5 protein-coding genes are annotated in these 24,535 nt (G+C 64.3%); 3 read left to right on the top strand and 2 right to left on the bottom strand.

The genetic code is table 11. The features are described from left to right. Positions 1–649: 649 nt before the first annotated feature. Positions 650–1,342 (top strand): hypothetical protein, encoded by a 693-nt coding sequence (locus ACIBW7_RS42655; RefSeq protein ID WP_397056794.1) that lies wholly within the window; start codon positions 650–652, stop codon positions 1,340–1,342. Beyond that, the gene (locus ACIBW7_RS42660; protein WP_397056796.1) at positions 1,342–19,521 is read left to right on the top strand and encodes an amidase family protein; all 18,180 of its coding nucleotides are present in this window, start codon (positions 1,342–1,344) and stop codon (positions 19,519–19,521) included. Before ACIBW7_RS42655 ends, ACIBW7_RS42660 begins: the two co-directional genes overlap by 1 nt. 402 nt (positions 19,522–19,923) lie before the next feature. Here ACIBW7_RS42660 and ACIBW7_RS42665 read toward each other — a convergent pair whose 3' ends face one another. Beyond that, complete coding sequence (locus ACIBW7_RS42665) at positions 19,924–22,062, bottom strand: AAA family ATPase (protein ID WP_397056798.1); 2,139 nt, start codon at positions 22,060–22,062, stop codon at positions 19,924–19,926. A gap of 123 nt (positions 22,063–22,185) precedes the next feature. On the opposite strand from ACIBW7_RS42665, the gene ACIBW7_RS42670 reads away from it, so the two are divergent. Then, positions 22,186–23,520: a cytochrome P450 gene (locus ACIBW7_RS42670; RefSeq protein WP_397056800.1), complete on the top strand. Its 1,335-nt coding sequence runs from the start codon at positions 22,186–22,188 to the stop codon at positions 23,518–23,520. Positions 23,521–23,668: 148 nt separating this feature from the next. Here ACIBW7_RS42670 and ACIBW7_RS42675 read toward each other — a convergent pair whose 3' ends face one another. Further along, positions 23,669–24,244 (bottom strand): hypothetical protein, encoded by a 576-nt coding sequence (locus tag ACIBW7_RS42675; RefSeq protein WP_397056802.1) that lies wholly within the window; start codon positions 24,242–24,244, stop codon positions 23,669–23,671. Between the last annotated feature and the right edge of the window lie 291 nt (positions 24,245–24,535).

Here is a 24,535-nt window from a genome sequence, read left to right on the forward strand (position 1 = left end):
TGGTTTCGACCCCGACCCGATCACACCGATCGGGCGGTCGGTCGAACAGCCGATGTGGCAGAGTCCCGGGCTTCACCAGTCCGCTGCGCCGGTCAGCCGCGACGATTCGAGTCCCGACACCAGCCGAGCTACGTCCCCGGAAAGCGAAATCCCAACGACGCCTTACGGATCCGAGCCACAAGGACTCCAACTGGGGAGGAACCCAGGTGCGCCTTCTCAACCGGAGTCCGCAGGAAATGGCGATGAGTCCGGGATGCCCCTGGGCCAACCGGCGCCGCAGCCCCCCAGCTCTGATGCACCAGCTAGGACGCAAACCTCTGCCGCATCCACTACACCCGTCACATCGCCCGCTCAGGCTCTCGCCGCACCGGCCACCTCGACAGCGCGGCCGGGCGCGGCGGCCGAGAATCCGGCAACTGCGGCGAAATCCCCTGCTACGCCGTGGTCGCGGCCGAGAGTCGAGACATCTGGGCAGCGAAGTACCCCTGGTACACCATGGTTGCGGAACACACCCGCCGGTTCTGCAGGGGCACAGATTTTCGCACCGCACCCCACCTCCGAACAACGTCAGGCAAAACCCGAGCAGCCGAACAAGAGTGAAAAATTGCGCCGCTCGAAGTCCGAACCGGCACAACCGAAACGAACCGATGTGCGGATCACCCCGGAGGCACTGGAGGTGATCCGGGAACTCGCCGCACGGCACGGACTGCGGATCGTGGGATTCGAAACCTCAGGTATCCAGGAACACACTGCCCGCGAGATCGCGGCGGCCGTCGACGACATACTCGGGAAGTATCCATTTCTCGACCTCTGCGGCATCGAGATCGCCGACCTCGGCGGCACGGTGTCCCACATAGTGTGGGATCGGACGGTCGACGATGCATGCCCCGCAGCATGGATTGTGCTCGACCGAATCTCGACGTCGAATAGCACCCTCGTTGCCGAGACGATTTGCACTGCAACCGAATTCACTGCCCTGGCAACAGGTTCATCGTATGAGCGACCGATGTATTCGACCGTTGTGCGCGACCTCGGCCGGATTCTGGAAGTCGTGGCCGGTCCCCGCATCCGGCAGCTGGCACAGCGTGCTCTGATCACCGAATACCACCGCGTCAGCGGGCCGTGGGACCGGAACGACACCCTGGCAGGTGTCGTCCGTGGGTATCGGAAGTGGTGTGCCCCGCTGACTAGCCGCAGCTTCGTCGGCAATCGTTTCAATCCAGGTGCTGGTCTGGTGGAGGCGTTCGCCGAGGTCGAATTGTGTGGTGAGAACGCCTGCGGTCCGGCGAAAGTTCTATATCGACTACTAGTAGAGAACGCGAGGTCACGGTCGGGGTCCTGATGGTGCGAATCCCGGAGGGGTTCCCGCAGTGGGCGGCGGAGATCGTGGCGGCGCATTGTCCAGTGGCGGATACGGGCGCGATGTGGCGAGTCGCGCAAGCATGGACCGACGCTGCCGATGAGTGCCGAGCACGGCAACACGAGCTGGAGCGGGCCAAAGCGGACGTCGTCGCCGCCAGCGCTGGGCACACCGCACACGCGATCCAGCAAAGTTATGACCAGCTGATCGCTGACACACAAGCTCAGGCCGAGTACAGCGATCAGCGGGCCGAGCAGTCGGCCCAAGGCGCCACCGCGCTCGAGCTCGAGATCTACACCATCATCGGCGTCATCGGCATACTCGTGGCATCGCTGGCGGTGACCATGCTGATGCCGCCGCCTGGCAGTATCGCAGCCACGCTGGCCAAGCGAGCCAAGGCGAATGCCGCGATGGCGGTGGCCCGACGTAACACCCTGGCCTGGCTGGCCCAGCTGGCGGCTCGGTACTCGCGATTCGCCGCTGCACATCCGTTGGCAACCGCAATCGGGTGGGGCACTGCATTCGGCGTCTTGGCGGGCGGCGGCGTCAACTTGGCCGCCCAGCAGCTGCAGATTGTGCAGGGACACCGCGAGGCCATCGACAGGAAGTCGTTGGGGGTGGCGACCGCGGCCGGGGCAGTGGGCGGCGCGGTCGGTGGTGGCGTCGGCCATGGCGTCGCACGCGCGGTTATCCGGGCCGGCGCGAATTCCGCGTCGCACGCCATACCCGTGCGCCGGCAGGTGCTGGCCGTACTCGCGGCGGGCGCCACCGGCGGTCCGACCGGCGGTGTCGCGGGTGGTCTCACCGCCTTGGTTCTAACCGGCGGCGAGATGCGTGGCAAGGACCTGATCCAGATGGCGTGGAGCGGGCTCGGTGCGGGTCTCGTCGGTTCGGTGGGCGCCGGGGTGCGGGCCGTACGGATCGCCGGCCATGCGGGTACACCTATTGCCGACCGAACCATCCCGGATGTCGGCCGGCCAGTCGATGGCACTCCGCCGCAGGTAAGAATTCCCGAATCCGTCTCCGGTGATGGTCGGTCACCATACGTCTCCCCGGAGACGGTCGGGGAGGTCAACCGTGTAGGCCGCGACCTCGTCGGACAGCTCCGTCCCGACGACTTCCCGGCAGGACCGCAGCGCGACGCCGCCATCGACTTCGCGAATAGCCAGCCGCGTACGCCCGGCAAGCTCCGAGAGCCGAGCATCGACGAGCTCGTGAGGATGGCCGACGCCGAGCACCTACGGATGTTGATGGGCCTGGACCAGGGCGGAGGAACCACTCTACCGAGGAACGGCCCCGGTCAAGAGCCGGGTTCGCCGTACTCGCCTACGCCGTCGACCCCTTCGTCACCGAACTCGCCGTCGCCATCCGGGGGCGGTCGGTGGCGCGCCTGGGACATGGCGGAAATGCGGAGCATGATCTCGACCCCCGAACCACCCCAGCCCGGTTCGGGCGGGCCGTTGTCGGCCAACAATCGGGTCGAATCTGGTGGGCTGCTTGTGCATCCGAACCCGACCCACCAGAGCACCGGGAGTTCGGGCGTGACTATCACACCGCCCGAAAGTGGTTGGGGCAGGCCGCTATCGCCGACCAATCAGGTCGAACCCGGCGCCGTGCAGATGCGCCCGGACCAGGCGAGCACCGGAGTGATCACCGACGCGCCGATCACGCAACCGAAGGCCACGGCGCTCCCCACCGAAAGGTTCGTCAGCAACGACGGCAGCGCTGACTACATGATCGTGCGCGACCCTGACCAAGTGATGAGGCTGCTGAATCCAGGGCACTTGGACGTCGATGCGCCACAAGAACCGATGGGCCTGCGGCGAACTATCCACGCCCCCGCACCGCCCACCGCGGGCTCCGACAAAACCCCTCTCGTCAACCTCGATTTCGATGTGCACCCCATCCGACCCGAAGCGAACCCCACCCAAAGCTCAGAACAACCCGGTGCAAATGAATCCACCGCATCGGCGGGCTCGCTGAAACAAGGCACCGACGTCACATCGCAGGTATGGCCGAGCTCGGTCACCAACAATCCTCCCCTACCACCGACCTCACCGAAACCCGAGGTCACACCACCAGCGGCGTCTTCACGCCCTACCACCGACGCGAACCACGCAGTCAAGCAACCGCCATCGGTTGCGGATGCCACATCGACCACGACTCGCGCCGAGACCGACCCCGTTCCACAAACGAGCCCATCGACATCGGGTCGCGATTCGGCCGCACGAGCCTCCGCACCGGAAGCGACCGTCGGTGCCGCACAGACGAACCCACCGATCCCCGTCCCGCACGCCACGCCCCCCGCGACACCGCAGGCCAACACACCTCAACCCCACACCACACCACAAGACGCACACGGCAACCCACCTCATCAACAGCCCGTCACCCCACAGGCCGCACCAGCCAACACTCCACAGCAGCACGTCAACCCGCAAGGCGCGCAGGCCAACTCACCACAACAACCGCACGCCGCAACACCTCCCCCCGGCGCACGCGCAATAAACTTTGCGGCCCACCCGCTCCAACCAGCAGCGTTGGCTGGTGCGGCAGCATTGGGCGGACATCAACCATCGGATCCCGATACCACCGCAGCACTCTCGGCACCCCTGCCCGCGATGTCGGGTGGGCAGCCCACCGACAACAGCGAAACTCCCAGCGATCCCACTGAAACGCCCCGGGGCCGAACTCGCCCCTTCGCCGCAACCAGCGGCCGATCGGCCACCGACAACGACGAACCCACCGCCGACCCCGAGGAGTTCCCCACCCCGCCGGGCACCACGTGGACCGACCCACGGGAACGCAACGTTCAGAAAGACCCCCGCGAACACAACGTGTGGCAGGACCCCCGCGAACACAACGTGCAGAAGATCCCGCCAAGGGACTACATCACCATCCCCGGGGTTTCCTACCCACTCGACAACGAAGGACCCGACAACGCCATACCCATAATCCCGCACACACCCTCCCTCACCCCGATCGACCTGCCCGCCGAATCCACCCGCTTCACCCCCACGCCCCGAAACCCCGACGACAACACAGCAGACGCAGCCAACCCCGCACCGACACGCCCCCCTGAGGTCACACCGCTACCCCGTGATTCGGCCACGCACCCGAATCATCAGGACGCTGTCCCCGAGAAACCCGACACACCAATCCTTCCGGCAAAGCACACCCTCGAGTCGAACCCGGAGGCCGAAGGCGCTCCCCAAAAACCCGCCGGCCCGCAACAGAACCCGCACAGCCTCGAATACAACCCCCGAGAAAGCGGCGTGTCCGCCATCAGCGGAGTCCCGCATCTGCAACCCGCCGCACCACCCAAAAAGCCGGTGGACCGCAAACGCCTGGTCATCCAAGCACAAGCGACGATGGACGACGACTCGAACAAGAAGAAACGCAGAGAGCGAAAACCGCGCGAGAAACAACCCCCACCCCCACCCCCACCCCCACCGCCGTCGTCGTCACCGAAGAACGCGGCGGCTCCCGCCACACCGACACCAGGACCTCCCCCACCCGAGCGGCCGAAGCCCAAGCAGTCGAAAGCGCAGGCCGCAGCCGAGCCAGTCGTTCGCACCGCGCTGCGAGATTGGCCGCATGCCGCACAGGTCGATACCGCCGCGGCGATCGCGGCGGCGTTGGTGCTGCAGGCGCTCACCCGACCTGATTTCGATCCGCAGCGGGATCGCGATCCGCGGGTGTCGGCGTCGATTCATGGGGAACCGGGCAATCGGTGGGCTCTGGTCGAGGTGACAGACGGTAACGGCGACATGCCGACTCGTTCCCAGGACGGCAAACCTGGGTGGCCTGCCATCGACTCGATGATCGAGAAAACAGAGGCGTCGGGCTACGAGTTGCCGCAGGGTGCGAGAAAGACGGTGTGGTTCAAGCTCTTCGAGGCGGCGGGCGATGGTGATCCGTCGCAGGCGATGCCCGAGCCGGATCTCGACCTGATCTTCGTGCCGGGCACCGTCGAGCGGGGGGCCTCGCAAGCACGGCGGGAGGTCCGCGACCTGCTGCGGCAAGCCGGTATGCCGGACGAGCGAGTCGATGATGTGCTGTCGGTGGTTTCGGACGCAATGCAGAACGTTGCGCGACACGTGCCCGACTCGGATGCACAAGTACGGGTTTGGCGAAACGGGCGCATCGAGATCGGCGACAACAGCCAAAACTTGCCACGGCCCCAGGAAGACAGTGACACCGAGGCGTTCGCCGATGAGGAAGCCGATGAGTGGGATCTGGGCGCGTTGTTGCCCGGCACCCATGGCCGCTTCTTCCGAGAGATGGTCGGTCAGCTTGCCAAGATGTGGGGCGTCAGCCTGGAACGCGCTGGGGGCAAGACGATTTGGTTCGACTTCGGGACGACGGGTCCTGCCGACGTCAACGGGAACTACTCCGCTACACCATCAGCTCCCCAATCCACACCCAGCGAACCGACGCCAGCCGCGGCGAGCGATCCCAGAGCCGACACCACTCCAGCAACCCCCGACGATCAATCCGACAATGTCGGAGACGGCCGACCCCCGACCGACAGTGAGCAGGCCACCGACCCGGTGTTGCAGCGGGCCAAGCAGGGTGATCCGGCAGCCTTCCAAAAGCTGCGTAACCGGCACGGGCGGGAAATTCTAGAATTCGTTCTCGAACAGTTAGGGGTTCGACCGGCCAAGGGCGACGGTCCGGCCCAGTCTGTGCTGTTCGCACAGGCGATCAATCTCGCGCAGGCAGTCAATCGCGCCGTGTTCACCAATGCCGAGCGGCAGCAATGGGTCTTCGTAGAGGGGGATGATGTCACCGGAGCATTGCAGCGCATGGCGCGGAACATGTTGGAGCGCAGACTCAAAGCAACGCCGCCGCAGACTTCCAACAAGCTGACCACCACCCTCGACCCCGAACCGCGGACCGGCGTCTCGGAGACCGACACCAAAACCACCCCGCACACAACTGATGACACTGATAAGCCACCCGAGCCGAGCAGCTCGAAGTCGGAGCCGTCGAATCATGGTTTGACCGATCAAGAGGTCGAAGTGGTTCGAATGGTCGCGTCGGGAATGTCCAACAAAGCCATCGCGGACCGCTTGAACCGATCCGAGAGCAGGGTGAAGTTCTATATCAAGGCGATCGGCGACAAGCTGGGAATCCACGGTCGGCACGGGATAGTGAACGCAGCCCGAGCCAGCGGCATCGTCGGCGACGAAGATATCGCTGAGTCATTCCAGGAGATACCGAGTGGCATTTTGACCGAACAAGAGGTCAAGGTACTCGACCTGGTCGCTGATGGCATGTCCAACAAGGACATTGGGGTAGCCATGGGTTTGTCCTGGCTCACAGTGAAGGCCCACTTGGCCCGCATCGGCGGCAAACTCGGGACAGGCGATCGAGCCGGAATGGTGGCACGTGCGCTGCACGCGCGCATCCTCCCTGCCCGCATCGGCGGCGAACTCGGCACAAGCGATCGAGCCGGAATGGTGGCACCTGGGCTGCACGCGCGCATCCTCCCCGTCACCGATTCCGGTCATGCCCTCGGCCACAACGTGCTGACCGAGGAGGAGATCGAGATGCTCGCCCTCGTTGCGGAGGGCATGACGAATAAGGAGATAGGCGTCGTCGTGTCCGCTGACGTCGTGCAGTCACCCGACGATGTGAAAGAACAACTGAACCGGATCGGTGACAAGCTCGGCATCCGCGAACGCGCGGGAATGGTTGGGCGGGCGATGCGCGCGGGCATCCTCCCACTCGCCGACCCAGTGGCTGAAGAACCCGCTCCGATGCCCGGTCGTGACGTGCTGTCCGAGACGGAATTCGAGATACTCAGCCTGGTCGCAGAGGGGCTGACGAACGGGCAGATCGGCGCGGCGCGGGCTATATCACCGGCTACCGTCAGGTCGCTGCTGCTCCGTATCGGATTCAAGCTTCGAGCGCACGATCGGACAGCGATGGTTGAGGCCGCCCTCGAACGGGGGATCGTCCTGAATACCGGCGTTCCTGCCAGCGCAGATGCGGGCCACGGCGGTGGATTCGGCTCGAACGGACCGAGCATCGGCGGACCAGTCACCGTTGAGGATACCAACGCTCTGGTGGGCGAGCAGGGACACACCCCACACAACCGAGGCGGATCCGCAACCGACGCACCACCCCCCGGCCCGATCACACACGTCCACGACTCCGACACCGACCGCGCCGCACGCGACCTCCCACAGCAGCCGGAGCGAGGTGGGGGCGGTGGGCAGGCCCCGGGCCCAGAAACCCAGTTCTACAACGACGTCGATCCCGCGGTCGATCACGGATTCTTCAAAAGGCGCAAGGTCGAGGCGAACTGGGTGCTCAACAACTTCGGCCCGGTCAATCCCGGTCCGCAGAAGCCCAACAACGCACCGACTTCGGGAGCACCGCCCGAGACCAGCGACCGGGAGTGGGGACGTCCTTCGGGAACGAAGGAGGACCTTGATCGGGCGCGCGCGGACCTGGCGGAGCTGCTCGGGATCGATCGAGAGCGTGAAGTCAGCGAATACATTTACGACTCAGACGGAAATCTCAAGCACCATGAAATATTCGCTGAGGGCTTTAGTGCCGTGAGGTGGTTCGGCGACGACGCAAACGAAGTGTCGAAAATTCTACGTAACCACCTCGTGAAAGAGGCGCAGCGGGAAGCCGAGCGACGACGGGGCGGAACCTCCGACAGGCCGACGGCATCGGACGCTATCAGGTCACCGCTGTCAGCGGACCCGAGTGACGGTACACAACAATCGACGCCACAGCGGTCGCTCCGCTCGCGGAAGATGTCATCGGCCGAAAGAACTTCGAAAGACCCTCACCCCGCACCCCACCCTGTCGGAGGGCCGACGGAGCAGACACCCGACAACAGTGAAACCGCTTCAGCCGCAGATATTTCCGAGCGTCCTACGATTTCAGCCGAACCCAGGCGACAGCCAAGGGACGGCGGCACTCTACCACTCACGATCGATATCCATGGCAATCCCTTGGACGACTGGCAGGATCTTCGCCACCAAGCGGATCGTCCTGCACCATGGACCAAACGCCGATCTGCAGGTGGGTATGCGGGGCCGAACGATCCAGCTACGAAGCAACCCGGGCCGAGTCCCTATCGCGAAGCCACTGCAACCAACACACTGGATGTCGACCAGCCCGGTGCGGTAGATCGACCGGTCGATAGCGTGGGCCGGAAAGTGAGTACACATCATCCTGCCGCCCACCAGGCAGACCACGACAAAGCTCCGAAAGTCGGTGAAGCTCTAGGCCTCCCGCGCCACCGCCGGGAAGCCGAGCCACAGGTGGCGAACCCAGGCCGAGGTGTCCCCCGAGGTATCCCGGACCAGGCGTTCGCGTTCGCCCGGGACCCCGACGGCCAGAATTGGGGCGACGCATCCCCCAATGTCGGCCGGCACGACTCTGCTGACAGGATGGAAACGCCTCCCGACGTCACTCCACCGCAGACCACAGCATCAATAACGCCGACCGGTCCCGTCGAGTCCCGGTTCCGTGACGCAGCCGACAAGATCGATCGATCCGGCTGGTCCCTAGAGGCGCGGGAGGCGGGCAAGCGCCTCGTGCGGTTGTTGTTCGATCTCACCAAGGTCGAACAAGGGAAAGTATTGGTGCAACCAACAGACGACGACTTCGGCCCAATACTGACGCTCGATAGCTCCAAGGGCGATAGGCAGTTGGCGTCGTTGAAGGCGGATTCTATTCCAGGAATACCGCTCAACGGATTCAGTCTGGTGGCGCGAGAGTTTGCGTACCGGCAGGGCGCGCTGCGGTCGTGGATAAATGACATGTTCGGCCGCGGTTCGGCTGGTGACTACCAAATGGTCGAGGGGGCAGTGCTGGAAGAGCTGGCCGCCCAGCTCGGCGCGACCGGCGCGGGCTGGTTGCGGATCACAATGTCTCGGGGCTCCGACGGTGACTGCGAGTTGTCCGCCGACTTCGGCAGGCACGGAGTGGGTGCAACCGCCAAGCTGGAGCTGAAGGTGCCCGAGGGCGGTGAGTTGGCCGATGCGGAGCTGACCCTCACGATGTGGGTCGATCCGGATCAGGATCTGGACACCGTGATAACCGGCGTGTCGGGGGTGATTCGGGAGCTGACGGCAGGTTGCCCGACGGGCCGTAGCGATGTCGCGAAGCATGCGACGGAGCGGTTGCTCCGAGAGGAGGTAGCCGGACGTGACAACCGGGCTGTGCCATTCGGGCTTCAGATCACTCGGTCTGACCAGCGCATCACCTTCGCCATCTGCGAAGTGCAGGGCGGACGGCCGACACCTCGTGGCGTCCTCTTCGAAGCCATGGCCGTAACCGTCACCGATGACGACACCGTCGACACGGTGGTGGCGAAGATATGTCGGTGGACGCATGCCGATATGGCGTGGTACTGGACCAACTCGAACCAGCTCGACGCTGCCGAAGCGGAGGTGGCGTGGCACCTGCGCAGGGCTATGGCCGGGATTCGGCTGGATCGAGTCCGCTGGTTCGATCTGACGGTAGCCGAAGAGCCGAATACGAAAGTCCGGACTGTCACGGTGCGCGCCACGGCCAAGCGTTCCGGAGACTCGCAGGGGGCGGTCGGACTCGATCTGCATTGGTATACCGAGGCAGAGTCGGTCGATGTCGGCGGCACGTTCGGTGCGACGGATCAACATGCGTATGCAGAGTGGGTTGTCTACGCGAGCGCGGATGAAGATCCGGTTGTGGTCCCGCGGCGCACCGACGAGCCGGTCCTGCAAGCGTTGGGTGACAGGCCGAGCGTGAAGATCCGGGTCCAAAAGCTCGTCGGGGCGCTGATCGACATGGAGCTGGTGAAGCCAGGGCGGCCAGGTTTCGTCCGGGTGGCCGTCACGGGGGACGAAGTTCGGGTGGTGGTGGCCCATCGGGGTCCGGCTACCTCTGTGGCGGGGCGGCGAGTCCAGGATCTGCTCGGTCCGGGAGGCGCCACCAGGGTGGCAGTCCTGCCGTGGAGCAACGGCGGCACGATGATCGTGGCTGCGTTCAACCTGCTCCCGTCCGCCAACGTCCAAGGCGACCATGGTGGGTCGGTCGGGCGACCACGTGATTCGACTCGGCTCGACCCCCGCGGCACCGTCACCAGAATCAATACTGCACTGGGCGAACACAACCCACCGGAGTCGGACCCGAGTGCACCGACAGGTGCGCAGGACCTCCGGAGCGTCGACGCCGTTCGAGCGTCCATCGATGCGTTGCTCAGCCAACATCCGTCGACCGGACGGGGAACGGCCCCACGCGACTCCGGCGAGGCTACGGGTGAGCCCGAGGTCCGGGCGAGAGATGCGATGCCGCCGGTGCCAGCCGAGATTCCTGCTATAGCCGACTCGAATATGCAGCGGGCGGAACGTGAATTGGCCGATCCGGATGCCCGTCAAGGCACCGATGACCGCGAGGAAACTGCGGCATCAGACCAGAGTGATCGTCAGAATGCACCGGAACCGGTTGCCGAACATGCCGAGACTGCGTTGGCGCCACCGGTACTCGCCAACGACGTGAACCACCCACCTGCGAACCCTGCCGGGGACGACGCGGAACCAGGTCGAAAACCAGCGCGCGTACCCAACCTCCTCCCTATGGGTGGAGGCGCCGTCCCGTCCCTCGATACCCGCTTCAATGATCGTCCACTGGACGATTGGAAGAGTGTGAAACACCAGATGCGGGTGGATTTTCGCAAACTCGGCGTCGATCCTATAGACGGTGGCGGAGCCACCCCAGGACCGGGGCCAGGACCCACACCCGGGCATCCGGATCGCACCGCGCCGGAACGTCCGGAGCAGCACACCGACGACACCGCCGACCGGTCCCTCGACACGGCCGACCGCAACCCCACCCTCGGCACTACTGCGGAAGCGGCCGACCCCCCTGGACCGCAGGCAGGACTGGGTTTCGGGCAGAAGCCCTCGCTGGGCTTCCATCGTCCTGAAGACCCACTGCACCGCGAACCGGATGAGGGCCCGACACCGGGACGACCACCCCAGCCCGCAAGGGCCGCCGATAACGCGCTTGACGTCGCGCAGCTCCGAGCAGCCGTCGATACCGAAATGCTGGAGTTGGTGTGTGATGCGGTGGCAGCCGAACATACTGCCGCGGATCCGCGCAAGGCGGACGCACCCACAGATTCGACGCGTGGCCGGCGACTGAACGGCATGCACACCGGGCTGAACCGGTTGCGCACCGTGATCGGTCAACGGGATACGGAGGTCACGCCGGAGGAACTCCGGGAACTCTGGTTGCTCGTCCACCTGCTGCATGCCGCGATGGAGTGGCTGGCATTCGGCGGCGCGAACGACGCCACCGTTACGGCGCGCGTGCGACAGGCTTACGTTGGTGATCAGGATGTACTGGCCGAGGATGCGGTGAACCGCTGCCGCGCGGCCGACGACCGGATCCGCGCCCTCACATACGCCTTGGATACCAACCCGCCGAGCGGCACGCCCGATCCCGGAGCGGCTGCGCCACCCGGCACGGTACCCGAGCCCGAGCAAGTGGTGCGGCACGACCAAGGCCCGCGATCCACCCCCGGACTCGACCCCGCTGCGAAACATCCCCGCCCGGTCCGCCCGCAAACCGATATTCCGCGAGAACGCCTGGCCGCATATGTCCAGCTCGGGGAACTGCGACCCGGGACGCCCGAACATGAGCGGCTGGCCGCCGAGAAAGCTCGACTCGACGCCCTGGCCCACCGCCAGCTCAAACTGGATCTGGACGTGATCAGCGTGGAGCATCAGCTGACCGCCCCCGACCTCACCCCGGCCGCCGTGGCCGAACTGACTCGTCGGCTCGACCAGTTGCGTCCCGAACTCGAGCAGGCCAACCATGCACTCGCCCCCGGCCACACCGGTCCGGCAGCCCTGCGCGGAACACCTCCTCATGCGCGTGCCGACACGGCCGTGCAGCCAGACGAGGCACGACTGGCGTTGCAGGTGGTCAACGACCTCTACGGGCGACATGTCGTGACCGTCCCCACCGGTGTGCGGGACGGGCTCATATATATCGACAATTCCAAACGCGACATCGCGCAGGCGGTGGGCGAGGACAACCTGCATCGACTCACCGCGTGGACCGAAGCTTTCGACCTCGTCGACCGGATGCCCAACGGTGCGACCGCGCTGGTGCGAATCCTGTGGAGATACCGCAACGACACGGTGCTGGTACTGACCAAGGACAGCGGCGGCCCGGTCATCTCGATCAGCCCGACCGTGGCTCAAAGGCTGCCAGTCGAGCGGTCCACGGACACAAAACAAATGGACCCGTTCATCCGTAAAGTCTGGGTCGCCCTGTTCGACGAGAACGGTGCGCTGATACCCCCGCCAAAGTCGAACCCAGGCGGCGGCGTTCCTCCGTCAACCGGACCAAACGCGCCGGGCCCGCACCCGCAGCAGTCTCCTCCGCCTGGCGTGGCCCCAGCGCCCCCGGCCGATGCTGTGGGGCCTGCCCTTCCAGACGGCTTGAACCACGATGCATCCAATCCTCCGGCCAGGTGGACGCCGACGCCGTCGAGCAACCACCAGCTGACGACCAGCCCCGCCCAGGAGTCTGCCGTCAACCAACCCAGGAGGAGGACGCCGTGGAGCCGACAATCGGCTTCGACCAGGCCGACACAAGGCACGCCGCCGGCGTCGTCGACGACGGCTCGAGCCGGAGCCGACAGCGGGCTGGAGAAGCGGCAACCGAGGGGCTCGGCCGACCAGTCGATCGAGCCCGCCGAAGGCGGGCCGACCCCCGGAGACCAGCCGAAAATAGCCGAACGCTCCGAACCCGGCCACCGCCAGGAAACGCCCCAGTCGGGCACAGCAGAAGCGTCAACACAAGGGAGCACCAAGCAGCCACCCGCCGCAGGAGAACAGGGGCCCAGCAGCCGGAAACCGCTGTCTGGTGTACCTCCCACACGAGACCAGATCGCAGACGCACTGGGGACCAACAAGCGCCGAGTACGAAACTTGGAAGTGGACCTGGCCATCACCGCCAACCCTGATGGGTGGAACCCCGAGCGACTCAACATCTTCGGCAAAGGGGATGCAGCGCACCCGAAAAAGCCCAAAGCAACCCCCGGCCCGTCAGCAAAACGATCCGCGGACCGAACCACCGACGACAAAACCCACAACCAACCCACACAACAGGCCGCTGAGAGGGATGGTGCGCCCTCGAAATCCGTCTTCCTGCGATGGATCCGAAGGCGAGGCAAAGCCCGGCCCCAGAACAAGGATCTCGCACGGCTGTACAAGTCCACCGCCATCTCCGCCACGGGCAGCGCTCTCCTGGTCAACGGTCTTCCACAGATGGTCGGCCTGATGGGTGCATCTCCGCAAGAGACCGGCATCGTGGTAGCCGTAGGTAGTGGAGCAACATTCATCGTGCGTCTCCCTGCGGGATACGCCGCAGGCCGCGACGACAACCTCCGCACGATGGAAATCGCATTGTGGGCCGGGCTTGCGACGACAGGTGCCACCGGAGCCTGGCTCCTCGCCGGTCTCCCAGGCGCTATGTGGGCGGTCGCCGGGTCGGCAATCGCTGTTTCGGCCGCCGACAAGTTCAGCGCAGCTAGCGCGGAGACCTACGGCCGGCTGCTGGCCAAGACGAAAGACCAGCGGTATGCCGCAACGACATTTATGCTGCTCGAGCGTCAGATATCCGGCATTGTGGGAGGGTTCTTCTCCTCCATTTTGGCACGCTCGCCGACGCTCCTGTTCTGGGCCGACGCCGTGAGCTATGCAGTGAGCAGGAGGATGCTCCATAAGCTTCCACCGGTGACACCGCAGTCGACCAAACCTACCCGCCTATTCGACGGCGCCCGCGCTATATTGAGCGATCGGTACCTGTGCGGCAACGTCATAATGATGTTCCCCTGGACCCTCGGGGCGACGATCGCAGGCGTACAGCAAGTGGACATTATGATTTCCGCAGGCTATTCAGACACCACAAGGGGACTGATCTCGGCAGCCCCTATGGTCGGAACAGGCCTGGGAATGCTGTTTCCCATGTCGTTCGTCGAACGTATCAACCTGAAATGGATTCATCCGCTCACGATGGCGGCGTGGGCAGCCCTCATGCTCGAATTCGCCCAGACATCCAACCCGTGGCTCATCGGGCCAACCTGGGTCGCCACCGGTATGATCGCCCTGCTCGGCGGCAAGAAATATATCGCTTACCGGAATGAGGTAGTTCCCGAGGCGGCTACCGGCGGGGCAACTTCCACCTCAGCCATGATAAACGATTTATCCGGATTTCTCGGTGGAATCTCCGCCGGCCTTCTACTGTCGGGGGTCGGCGGATCCACGACAGCACTGCTGAACAGCGGCCTCTTCGTTATCGTGACGGGCGTCTCGGCAACACTCGGGCTCATCACACGGAATTCGAAACCGATGTTAGCCGATCTCAGCGTCTCACGTCGCGCCGCACGCCGACGCATCGACAAAGGATTACCCCGAACAGTTGAAGTCCTAACCCTGAACCCCTACACACTCCAGCATGACTCACATAATCAACGCTCACTCGAAGAAGCCGTTAATGCTCCACTTACCGAAGTCGACCTCACGACCAACAGCAAAGACCCGCTGCAAAACATCATCGACACCGTCAAAAGTGACGACAACAACATTCACACGGCCGTTATTTTCGTCGATAACGGAACCACCACGCGCTCCTACTTGGTTACCAGCGTCGGCGACACAGCCATCTTCTTCGACACCAACATCGACCACCGAACCAACCCAAAACTCACAAAGAAAGAAAAACGCAAGAAACACGAACTCAAGAAAATTCCGCGCATACAAACCGACGACATATGGAAACAAAGCTTCACCAACATAAAACGAGCTTCACGCGCCTACTTCATAGAAAACGATCAAGGAAAGCTTGAATACCTCCACGAAGACATCCCCGAAAACTCAACACCACTACGCGACTGCGAAATCACCGGACATCCGGACGCCGACAACCTGAACAACCCTCCGGTCCGGCAAGCGTCGGGGTACACGACGTCCACAGCCTCACTGCAGCAGCCGAAGGCACCGCGGCCAGGGGACTTCGAGCTGAGATATACACCCTGGACGCAAAGCGCCCCGGAGACTCCGCCGAGTGGTCCTAAATCGGCAACAGGCAGTGGAAGTGGCGACGTGGACCCCAGTCAAGGTGTATCGGCTGCGGGCCGACCAGGGCGGGTGGATCCGCATGTCCCTCGCAGGGACAGGAGGCTGGGCGATCGCCGACGGTGGAACCAACCGTTTTCGGTTGCAGCGAATTCGGAGTCGCCCGGTCCTCTGGGGCCAGCACCGGCGGGCGTCCCGCCCGACCCCGCGGAAATATTCGACCTGCCCAAGAATCGGGTGAGGGACGCTGCCGGTGCGCCGATCGTCAAGCCTACTACCGGCGACCCGTGGTTGGGTTTCGCCAACGCCCCCGGGGTCAACGACGCCGCGCGCGCGAATCAGCTTGGCACGCCGCGCAAAGCACCATCGCCCGAGCAGCCCGCGGCAACCCGCCCCCCGATCAAGCTGGCACCAGCCGGGTTGGAGGAGTTCCGCGCCGCGCTCGGCGCAGACCTGGCAGAGGGCACCGCGAAGCCCGGCGTCCGGGAGGTACTCGCCGATGCGACCACAGAGCAGATGCGCGCGGCGCTCGACCGGCTCCCTCCCGACCAAGTCAACATCCTGCGGCACCTGCAAGCAGAGCACCCCGCCGACCGAATACTCCAGCACCTGCCCCACAGCTGGGACGAAGTGATCGACCTGGCGAACCAGTCCGCCGACCGAGTGATCGAGTCACTCATACACGACAATCCCGAACACCAAAGGCTCACCACATTGACCGCCGCGTTGACCGAGGCAACCCCATGGCAATTGCGGGACGCACTCGACCAACTCGGAACCGACCAGAAGAAAATCATCGTCGGCCTGTTCAGCCAAAGAAAGTCGCCCGCCGAGATGGCGGCGATCATGCCCTTCGGGGCGCCCACGATCAAGCTCATGGCTTACGGTGCCGCCCGCCGGATGGCCGACCATATCGCCCGCAAACGCGGACTAACCATCGAACCCGTCGCGGTTGCGACCGACCCCAAGCCGACAGAGAGCGCGTTCCACCGTGGATATCGCTTCGCCGAAGCAGAGCGGAAGACCGCCGCGTTCAATCGCATCGACGGAGCAACCGAACGACTCACCGAGCTACTACGCAGGCTGGACGAGTTGCACGGCGACCGGTATTTGTGGCTCGAGAGGGACGGCTCGCGCACGCAGGCTTGGGTGGACGCGCACACCATGCGGACGATCGAGAAGTTCACGCTCTCGCCCGACAGGCCCCCAGCGACAGCGGCGGCCAAGAGCCCGCAAGGTGGTGCGGGTAGATGGCTCGACCCAGCCGTTATCGACCTGGAGCGGGCAGATGGCCGCGCTGTGCAGCAAGCAATGGCCGACGGCCGCATCACCTCCGTCGAGTTGGTGCAGGGACGTCTATGGCGTATCCAGGCGTTGGACAAGGAGGGGCCCCGCCTGAATGCCGTCCGGTGCCTTAACCCGGCTGCGGTGGAGGACGCGAAGCTGCTGGATGAAGAGCGTCGGCGCGGTCATGTCCGCGGGCCACTCCACGGGTTGACGGTAATAGTCAAAGACGCCTATGACGTGAAGGACCTGCCCACCACGGCGGGTGCGCTGGCACTGGCCAACTCGTTTCCGGCTCGCGATGCCTTTGTGATCCGGCAGCTGCGGCTGGCTGGTGCGGTGATTCTGGGCAAGTCCAACATGACGGAGCTCAATAACTACATCGCGACCGATATGCCGGACGGCGACAGCGCACTCGGTGGGCCGGTATACAACCCGTATGGCTCGCACCTGACCCCTTGGGGATCCAGTACCGGGTCGGCGGTGGCTGTAGCAGCCGGGCTAGCCGACATGGGCCTCTGCCTGGAGACGGGTGGGTCGACCGTCGGCCCGGGAATAGCCAGCTCGAATGTTGCGGTCGATTTATCGGTCGGCCTGGCGAGCCGAATCGGGATACTGACGCTCTCCGACGCCCGGGACTCCCCCGGGGCGATGGCTCGCACGGTGTACGATTGTGCGGCGCTGGTCACGGCGATGGCGGGGATAGACCCGGAGGATCCCGCCACCGAAGCGAGCGCCGGTGTGGTCGGCACCGACTACACCGCCGGGCTATCCATAGACGGGTTGCGCGGCAAGCGGATCGGGGTGGTTCACCTGATCGGGGTGGACGACGAAAGAATGACCGACCACTTGATGGGCGCGTCGATCGAGAGTGTGTCGACCGCGTTCGCAAATGCGCAGGCCGTCCTCACAGAGCAGGGCGCGACTTTGGTCCAGGTTGCGATGGACACCACCACCGTCAAGTGGGCGCCGAACACTCTCCCTTACGAAGTCAAGAAGTGCTCGAATCGGTATTTCGCCCAACTGCCCGACAACGCACCCGTGAAGTCACAGGACGACCTCGTCCGGTTCAACGTCGCTCACGCCGCGGACGGTGCGATCAAGTACGACCAGTCACTGCTGATCGAGTCCAACAACGTCAACCTGGACGATCCAGTAGTACGCGAGGAGAACGAGAAAAACCGCGCTACCGACACCGCGATCGCCCGAGACCTGATCGACTCCGCACTCGCCGCGAACCAACTGGACGCATTGCTGTTCATCCAGCTCACGGCATGCGAAGTCGCCCCCCGAGCCGGATACCCGCAGGTGGCGGTGCCCATTGGATACGACCCGGACAACAACCAGCCGTTCGGAATGATCCTGGTCGGCACGGCGTTCTCGGAGGCCACGCTGTTCGCTTGCGCGCACGCCTACGAGCTGGCAGCAAAAGTGCGGCGCCCACCGTCCGAGATCAACCCCTCGTTCTTCACCACACCACCACACAGCGACTCGGACGGCGGTGACCGAGCAACTCGCACCCAGGAGAAACGATCGACGCGGACACGGCCCAATCACGTTGCTCCGCCGCCTCCCACGGGGTCTCCCGCAGCGGACCTGACGAGCTTTGGTGATCGAACCGAGTCATCGCCATCGAACACGGGCGCCGATGCCGACGCCGATTTCGTTCCGCCGGCATCCGCCGAACTCGACGGAACCGGGGGAACAAGACCCCAGGACACCACGGACTCGCCCGTATCGGCCTCACCGGAGCAGCCGAAGGCGCCGGGGCCGGGGAATGGTCGACCCCCATTCGAAATATCTCAGGAAGAGGCCCAGAGATTGTGTGATCAGGTCCGGGATCGGGAACCGGATTTCGAGGGGCTCACCAGTGAGATTTATCTGGTTCACACGAGCTCAGGCCTCGCTGTGATCAGATTAGGAAAAGAACCACCAAAGGTAAATTTCCTGAAGAAATGGATGCCTGAAAACACAGCCAGGGAATATGCACGGGCGGGCGGAGTCAGAGCGCCGAAGACACTATATAACGGTCTTGATCGCTCTACTGGCCGGGAGTTCACAATCATGCAATACATTCCCGGCAAAATGCCGACTTTCAATGGTTCCGACTTGCCTGATTGGTTTTTTGATCTGTTGGATCAAGTACAGTTGACATCCACTCTACCGCTACCTCCAGGAATGGACGGAATAGATATTCCAGAATGGCAGCGGCAAATGATCGAGCATGCCGATAAAGAGTATCACAACCTCCCACAGCACCTGCTCTCGAAGCTCCGCGAGATCGGTATCGAACCGTTGTCAAATTTCATTCAGCCAGACCGTAGTCGTTCAGGCGAAAAAACTGGCTTCAACCACAACGACGCCTGCCGACCCAACCTGGTGCTCTATCGAAACAAAGTATGGACCCTCGATTGGGACCTGGCCGGGCCTAGTGATCCACTCTGGAACGTACAATTCTTCTTTGAGCGTGCGATCGTGAGTTTGCCGGATGAGGCGGACCGAGCTCGGGCTGCTGCAATATGGATCGAGCGGATATCGTATGAGAATCCTGCCGTCGATATCAAAGCAGTCTTTACCACGTACGGCCGTTTCGAAGCTTGGAGAAAAATGATGCTGGAGTTTGAGGAGATGCTGGAAAGCATTGCTACGGAACCGAGCCGCTTCGGGTATTGGGTCGACTTCTACCATGAGTGGTTGTCTATAATTTCCGCACCTCGGCCGGGCATTTCACGGGAAGAATTGAGCGCGCGGTTCCGCAGATGGGCGAATGAGCATTGAATAAACAGACACTATCGCTGTCGCTGCACGGAACAGTTCGGCGAGGTCGAGGTTGCATAGAATGCCCGGCCGCGCACGTATCCGCCACGAGACAGCAGGGCCGCCGTCGAGCATATCCCCGGCGATCCAACCGATGACCTCCTCTCGGCGCCGACACGACGGAGACGGTCACTACGAGCCAGACCCGTCCGTGCGCAAACTTGACCACCAGCCGGTGCAACGCCTTTGGCCAGCCCGCACGCCGTTATTCCGTACAGCTTGACCTCGCGGCCCAATTCGTCGTCCTGCGGTCCGTTCACCGCCCCGGACAGAGTTCGCGACAGCTCAGCTCGGTTCGGCGTCGGCGCGAAACTCGGGTGCGCGTTGCCACGTCAGTCCGGTGGCTGGGCGGTCGTAGTCTGCTCAGCAGCCCGATGACCGGGTAGCCAGGTGCCGCAGGTGTAGCCCTGGCTCCCGGCTCCCGTGGACTTCGCGCTGCCACAGCAGGTCGACGATCCGCGACACACCGGCGCTGAGATGCCGCCGGTAGGTGCTGAACGGCAGACCCAGTACCTCGGCGGCCCGCTCCTGTGTGACTGCCGGTCGCAGGTACGTTCGGTCGATCGCCCGAAACAGCTTGGCGTCGCGCGGATCTTCGCGGAGCGTCTCCGCCGCCTGGCGAACTATCCCGGCCAATGCGGTTGCGGCGGATGTGGCACCGCTCTGATTCTGCACCTGCCGGGTGCGAAGCAGTGGATTCTGCGCCAGCTTGTCGATCCGGTGCAGGTCACGAAGCGCTTGACGCACCGCCTCGCGAAATTCCGGCCGCGACCACGTGATTGCCGGAACGGGATGGGCCACCGGCGATGTCGACGGGTCGTAGCCGGTGACTTCTCGTTCGGCCAGCAGATCGAGCCACGCTTCCAAGCCGTGCCGGCAGTCGCGGGCGACCACCTGGTAGTGCCGGTCGCCCACTTGGTAGTCGGCTTCCGGCGCACGGTGATAGTCGATATAGGAGAACAGCGGCGATAGTGGATCCACGTTCTCGTAACCGCCGAGAAAATCCCACCGCATACGGGGATTAGCCAGACTGCGCTGCATGTAGCCGATGGTGATAACGGTAAACGACGGTGAAGGCTGTTGGTAGAGATCGCAATCCATGAAGAAGCGGCTCGCGAGAACCTCCTCACCCGGCTGGGGCGGGCCGTGCCGCTGGGCGTACTCCCACATCGCGTTCGCACCGGGGTCGGCGGACAGGTCCGCCGCGGTAGCCTCGTGCAGGCGCAGCCGGGCCCCGAATCCAAGGGGTGATCCGCCGTCGCCGCGAACGATAACGAAGGCATGCGGCTGCCGGTCCAGCCAATACGCCACCAGCTCGGCGGATTCCGGTCCTTGCCACCGCCACGTCATGTCCAGCAGCGCCTCGCGATCACCCGGTGCCAGTGCGTCGGGATAATGCCGGCCGAGGCTCGACCAGTCCATGAACGCGCGGATAGGCGGATGAACACGCTGAAGAAAGACCAGATCTGCAACCGCCTGCTGCTGTGCCCTTCCGGCGTCGTGCCGTATGTGCCCGAGAACATGTCGGCGCACCCTGCGGTGCATGGCCGTATAGCCCGCCCGATCACGCCACTGCAGGTCCGCGTCGATGACGTCGCGGGCCAGCTCGTGCGGGAACACCCCCGCCTCGCCCTCCTCGACGAAAGACAACCTACGCAGCCAGCTGAAAAGCTCACCGGCATCGTCGCCACCGAGGACCGCGCGCAGCATCTCTTCGGTGGTGACTCTCGTATGGGCGCAGACCTCGAGCGCCCTCCGATGCCGCGGGCTCGGTACGGCTGCGATGATGCGCTCCAGCAGAACCCGCACCACGTCGGGTGTGTCACGCAGGTCGACCTCGGTGATCGCTCGATGATCCTGGTCGTGCTGCCGGATCACATCTACCAGCAGGGACAGCGCCAACGGATGCCCATGTGTGGCCGCCAGCACCTGGTCGTGCAGGGTTTCAGGAACCTTTTCGACACGCAGATACGAGCGTGCTTGCGCCGGCGACAGATTTCGTAGCGGGACCGATCGGAGGGATTCGCGCCATTCGGGATCGGAGGTCCATTCCGGTGACGGCGGATCTCGGCTTGCCATGACGACAAGCGCAGTGCCGGGCAGTTCGGGTAGAAACCGTTCACGGATCCATTCGTCGATCGGTGCCAGCAAGTCGTAGGTGTCCAGTAACAGGACGTGGCGCGGTCCGCCCGCCAACGCGTCGACCGGCGAACGCCCCGCCGCGAGTCCCAGCGCCGCGCCGAGTGCGGACAGGAATGCCACCGGCGACGGCTCCACGCTTCGGGCATCCACTCGAACCGTGACTGCCCCCGCCGCCTCGGCGATCTCCCCCCACACGCGCAACAGCGCCGTCTTCCCCACACCACCCGCTCCGTGCACGAAAACGGCCGAGAACAACGGACTTTCGGTGGTCAGTGCGGCACGGAACAACGCCGTCTCGGCGGTCCGGCCGACGAACCGCTGCCTCCGGACGTGCTGTATCCGGTCCGCGATACGGGACACGCCTCCAGGCTAGCGGGCCGCGCACAATGAGCAGGAATTGATCTGGCACATGAACATTCGGCCGAGTCATCGTGTGCTGCACATGCGACCGCTCATCGGGTCGCCCGACATCGGAGCGTGACGATGACCTCTCGGCCCGCCGACACCGCGCCCACCGCAGCCAGGCTTCCTCCGGGACCGCCGCTGCCGCCCGCCGTGCAGACCGCGCTGGCCTGGCGATGGCGGCAGCCCTTCCTCGACGCCTGCCAGCACCGCTACGGTAACTGCTTCACACTTCGTATCGCCCCCTTCGGGACGATCGTCCTGGTTTCCGAGCCATCCGCCATCGAAGAGGTGCTCACCGGTGATCCCGCGGTCTTCCGCGCCGGTGAGTTCAACGCGATCGCGGGGCTCGGCCTCATTCTCGGCCGCGACGCCCTCGGTCTCCGGGACGGGGACGACCATCGACGGGCGAAGCGGCTATTGTCGCCGTCGTTCCGAGCGAGGTCGGTGGCCGGACACACGGAGATGATCGAGGAAATCACCGCAAAACAGCTGCGCCAGTGGCCGATTCGACGGCCGTTCGCCCTGCACCCGCACATGCAGGTGATCGCCCGAGAGGTCATCCTGCATGTCCTCTTCGGCGCGGCCGACCCGGCGCGGCTATCCGAATTACGGGAAGTACTGCCCGCCCTCGCCGATCCGAACCCTCTGCTTCTCGTGCCGGGGCTCCGCGAGGTAGGTCCGCTGCGACGGTTCCGAAAGCACCTGGACCGCGCAGACAAGCCGATTCTCGCGGAAATCGCACGGCGCCGCCGGGCATCGACCATGGACGGGCACACCGACGTGCTGTCGGCACTACTCGACTCCGCTGAGGGAAACGCATCGACCGACCGGCAGCTGCGCGATGAGGTGGTGGACCTGTTTCTGGGCGGATACGCGCCGACCGCCGATGCCTTGTCGTGGATGTTCGAACGGATTCTGCACGAACCTGATGCGCTGGCCCGGGTGCGTTCGGCGGTGCGCGCGGGCGACGATGGCTACCTCGGCGCGGTCGCGCACGAGGTACTACGTCAGCGCCCACCACTGTTCGCCGCGGGCCGTAGACTGGCCGAGCCGGTCGAACTCGCCGGATACCTACTGCCAGCAGGAATTTCGGTGGCCGCGGTGGCCGGCCTCGTACACAACTCCAGTCAGTGGCATAACCAACCGGGCGACTTCCGGCCCGAACGCTTCCTCAGCGGGCCACTCCGACGCCACACCTGGATACCGTTCGGCGGCGGACAGCGCCGATGCATCGGCGAAGGACTCGCCCTCGCCGAGATGACGGCGGTGCTCCGCACCGTATTCACCCATCTCGACCTCGCTCCGGCCGACCCCGAACCGGAACGGGCGATACCCCACAACATTTCACTGATACCGGGCAAAGGCGCACGGGCCGTAGTGCGTCACCGCCGGACCACCGCAGGGCACCAGTGACGACATGCTCCGGAGCCTCCCATGGCTGAGAATTGCGGCAGCCGCTACTTCGCAACGTCCTGGTGCGGCGCCTCGCAGCCCAGGCGGGTGACTTCGTCCTCGACTGCGCAAAGCGAACGGCATTCGCTCACCAGGGTTGTTCCAGAGTTCAGAGTCCTGACGGTTCCGATGACAGCCATTCGGCGTGCCTGCAGCGCAGCCGATCGCGTTCGTCGGTCGTGGCCAGAATGACATCGGCGCCACCGTCGTAGGGATGGTGCAGTCGCTGCAATGCGGTATCGGCGATCAGCAGCCCGACGGTGACCTCGTCGGCGGCGGCACGCAGCAGTTCGTCGAGACAACCACGCTCCCAAGGTTTCTCACTGACGTACAGGTGCCAGTACCAAAGGGCGTCAGGATCCGGATCCTCGAGGACGGATGTCCAGTACCGGGCTCTCGGGTGCAAGTGGGCGCCCGTGTGGGAACGCCGTGCCAGAGAGGAGGTTTCGGACCCGTCCGCCGTGATGACGTAGATGTCCTTGCCGCCGAAGAGTCCGTCCAGAACAGTGTTGTAGCGGTTCAGCACTATCGCGTACTCGTCCGTGCTGTCAGCGTATCGCTTGGACTCCGGCAGGCTGTGAAAACGTACCCACCGATCCGGATAGGCCATTTTCAGCGCATCGGCGATCGGTGGACATGCGGGCCAGCGCTCTTCCCAGCGGCGCAGCAGATCGTTCTCGTACACCGAGTTACGGTATACCATCTGATCTTTCACGCCCGCGACCTCCACAACGTGCAGAGCCCCGCACCGGACATCACCTACGACGATTCCCGCGAAATCGACCTTCTTCGGCGCCATCGAGGTCGACATCGACGTCGAAACTGAACTGACCCGGCGCCTAGGCTTTCCCAGGCGCTCGGCGGTGGGCGGCCCCTGACCACTAGGGCGTGTTTCATAAGTGCTGAGGGGTGATCGCCGCTGTCACGATTGCGGCTGAAAGTCGTTGCCGGAGTGGGTGTGTCGATGCCGTGAGAT

This window comes from Nocardia sp. NPDC049526, from assembly GCF_044465765.1.
Lineage (GTDB): Bacteria > Actinomycetota > Actinomycetes > Mycobacteriales > Mycobacteriaceae > Nocardia.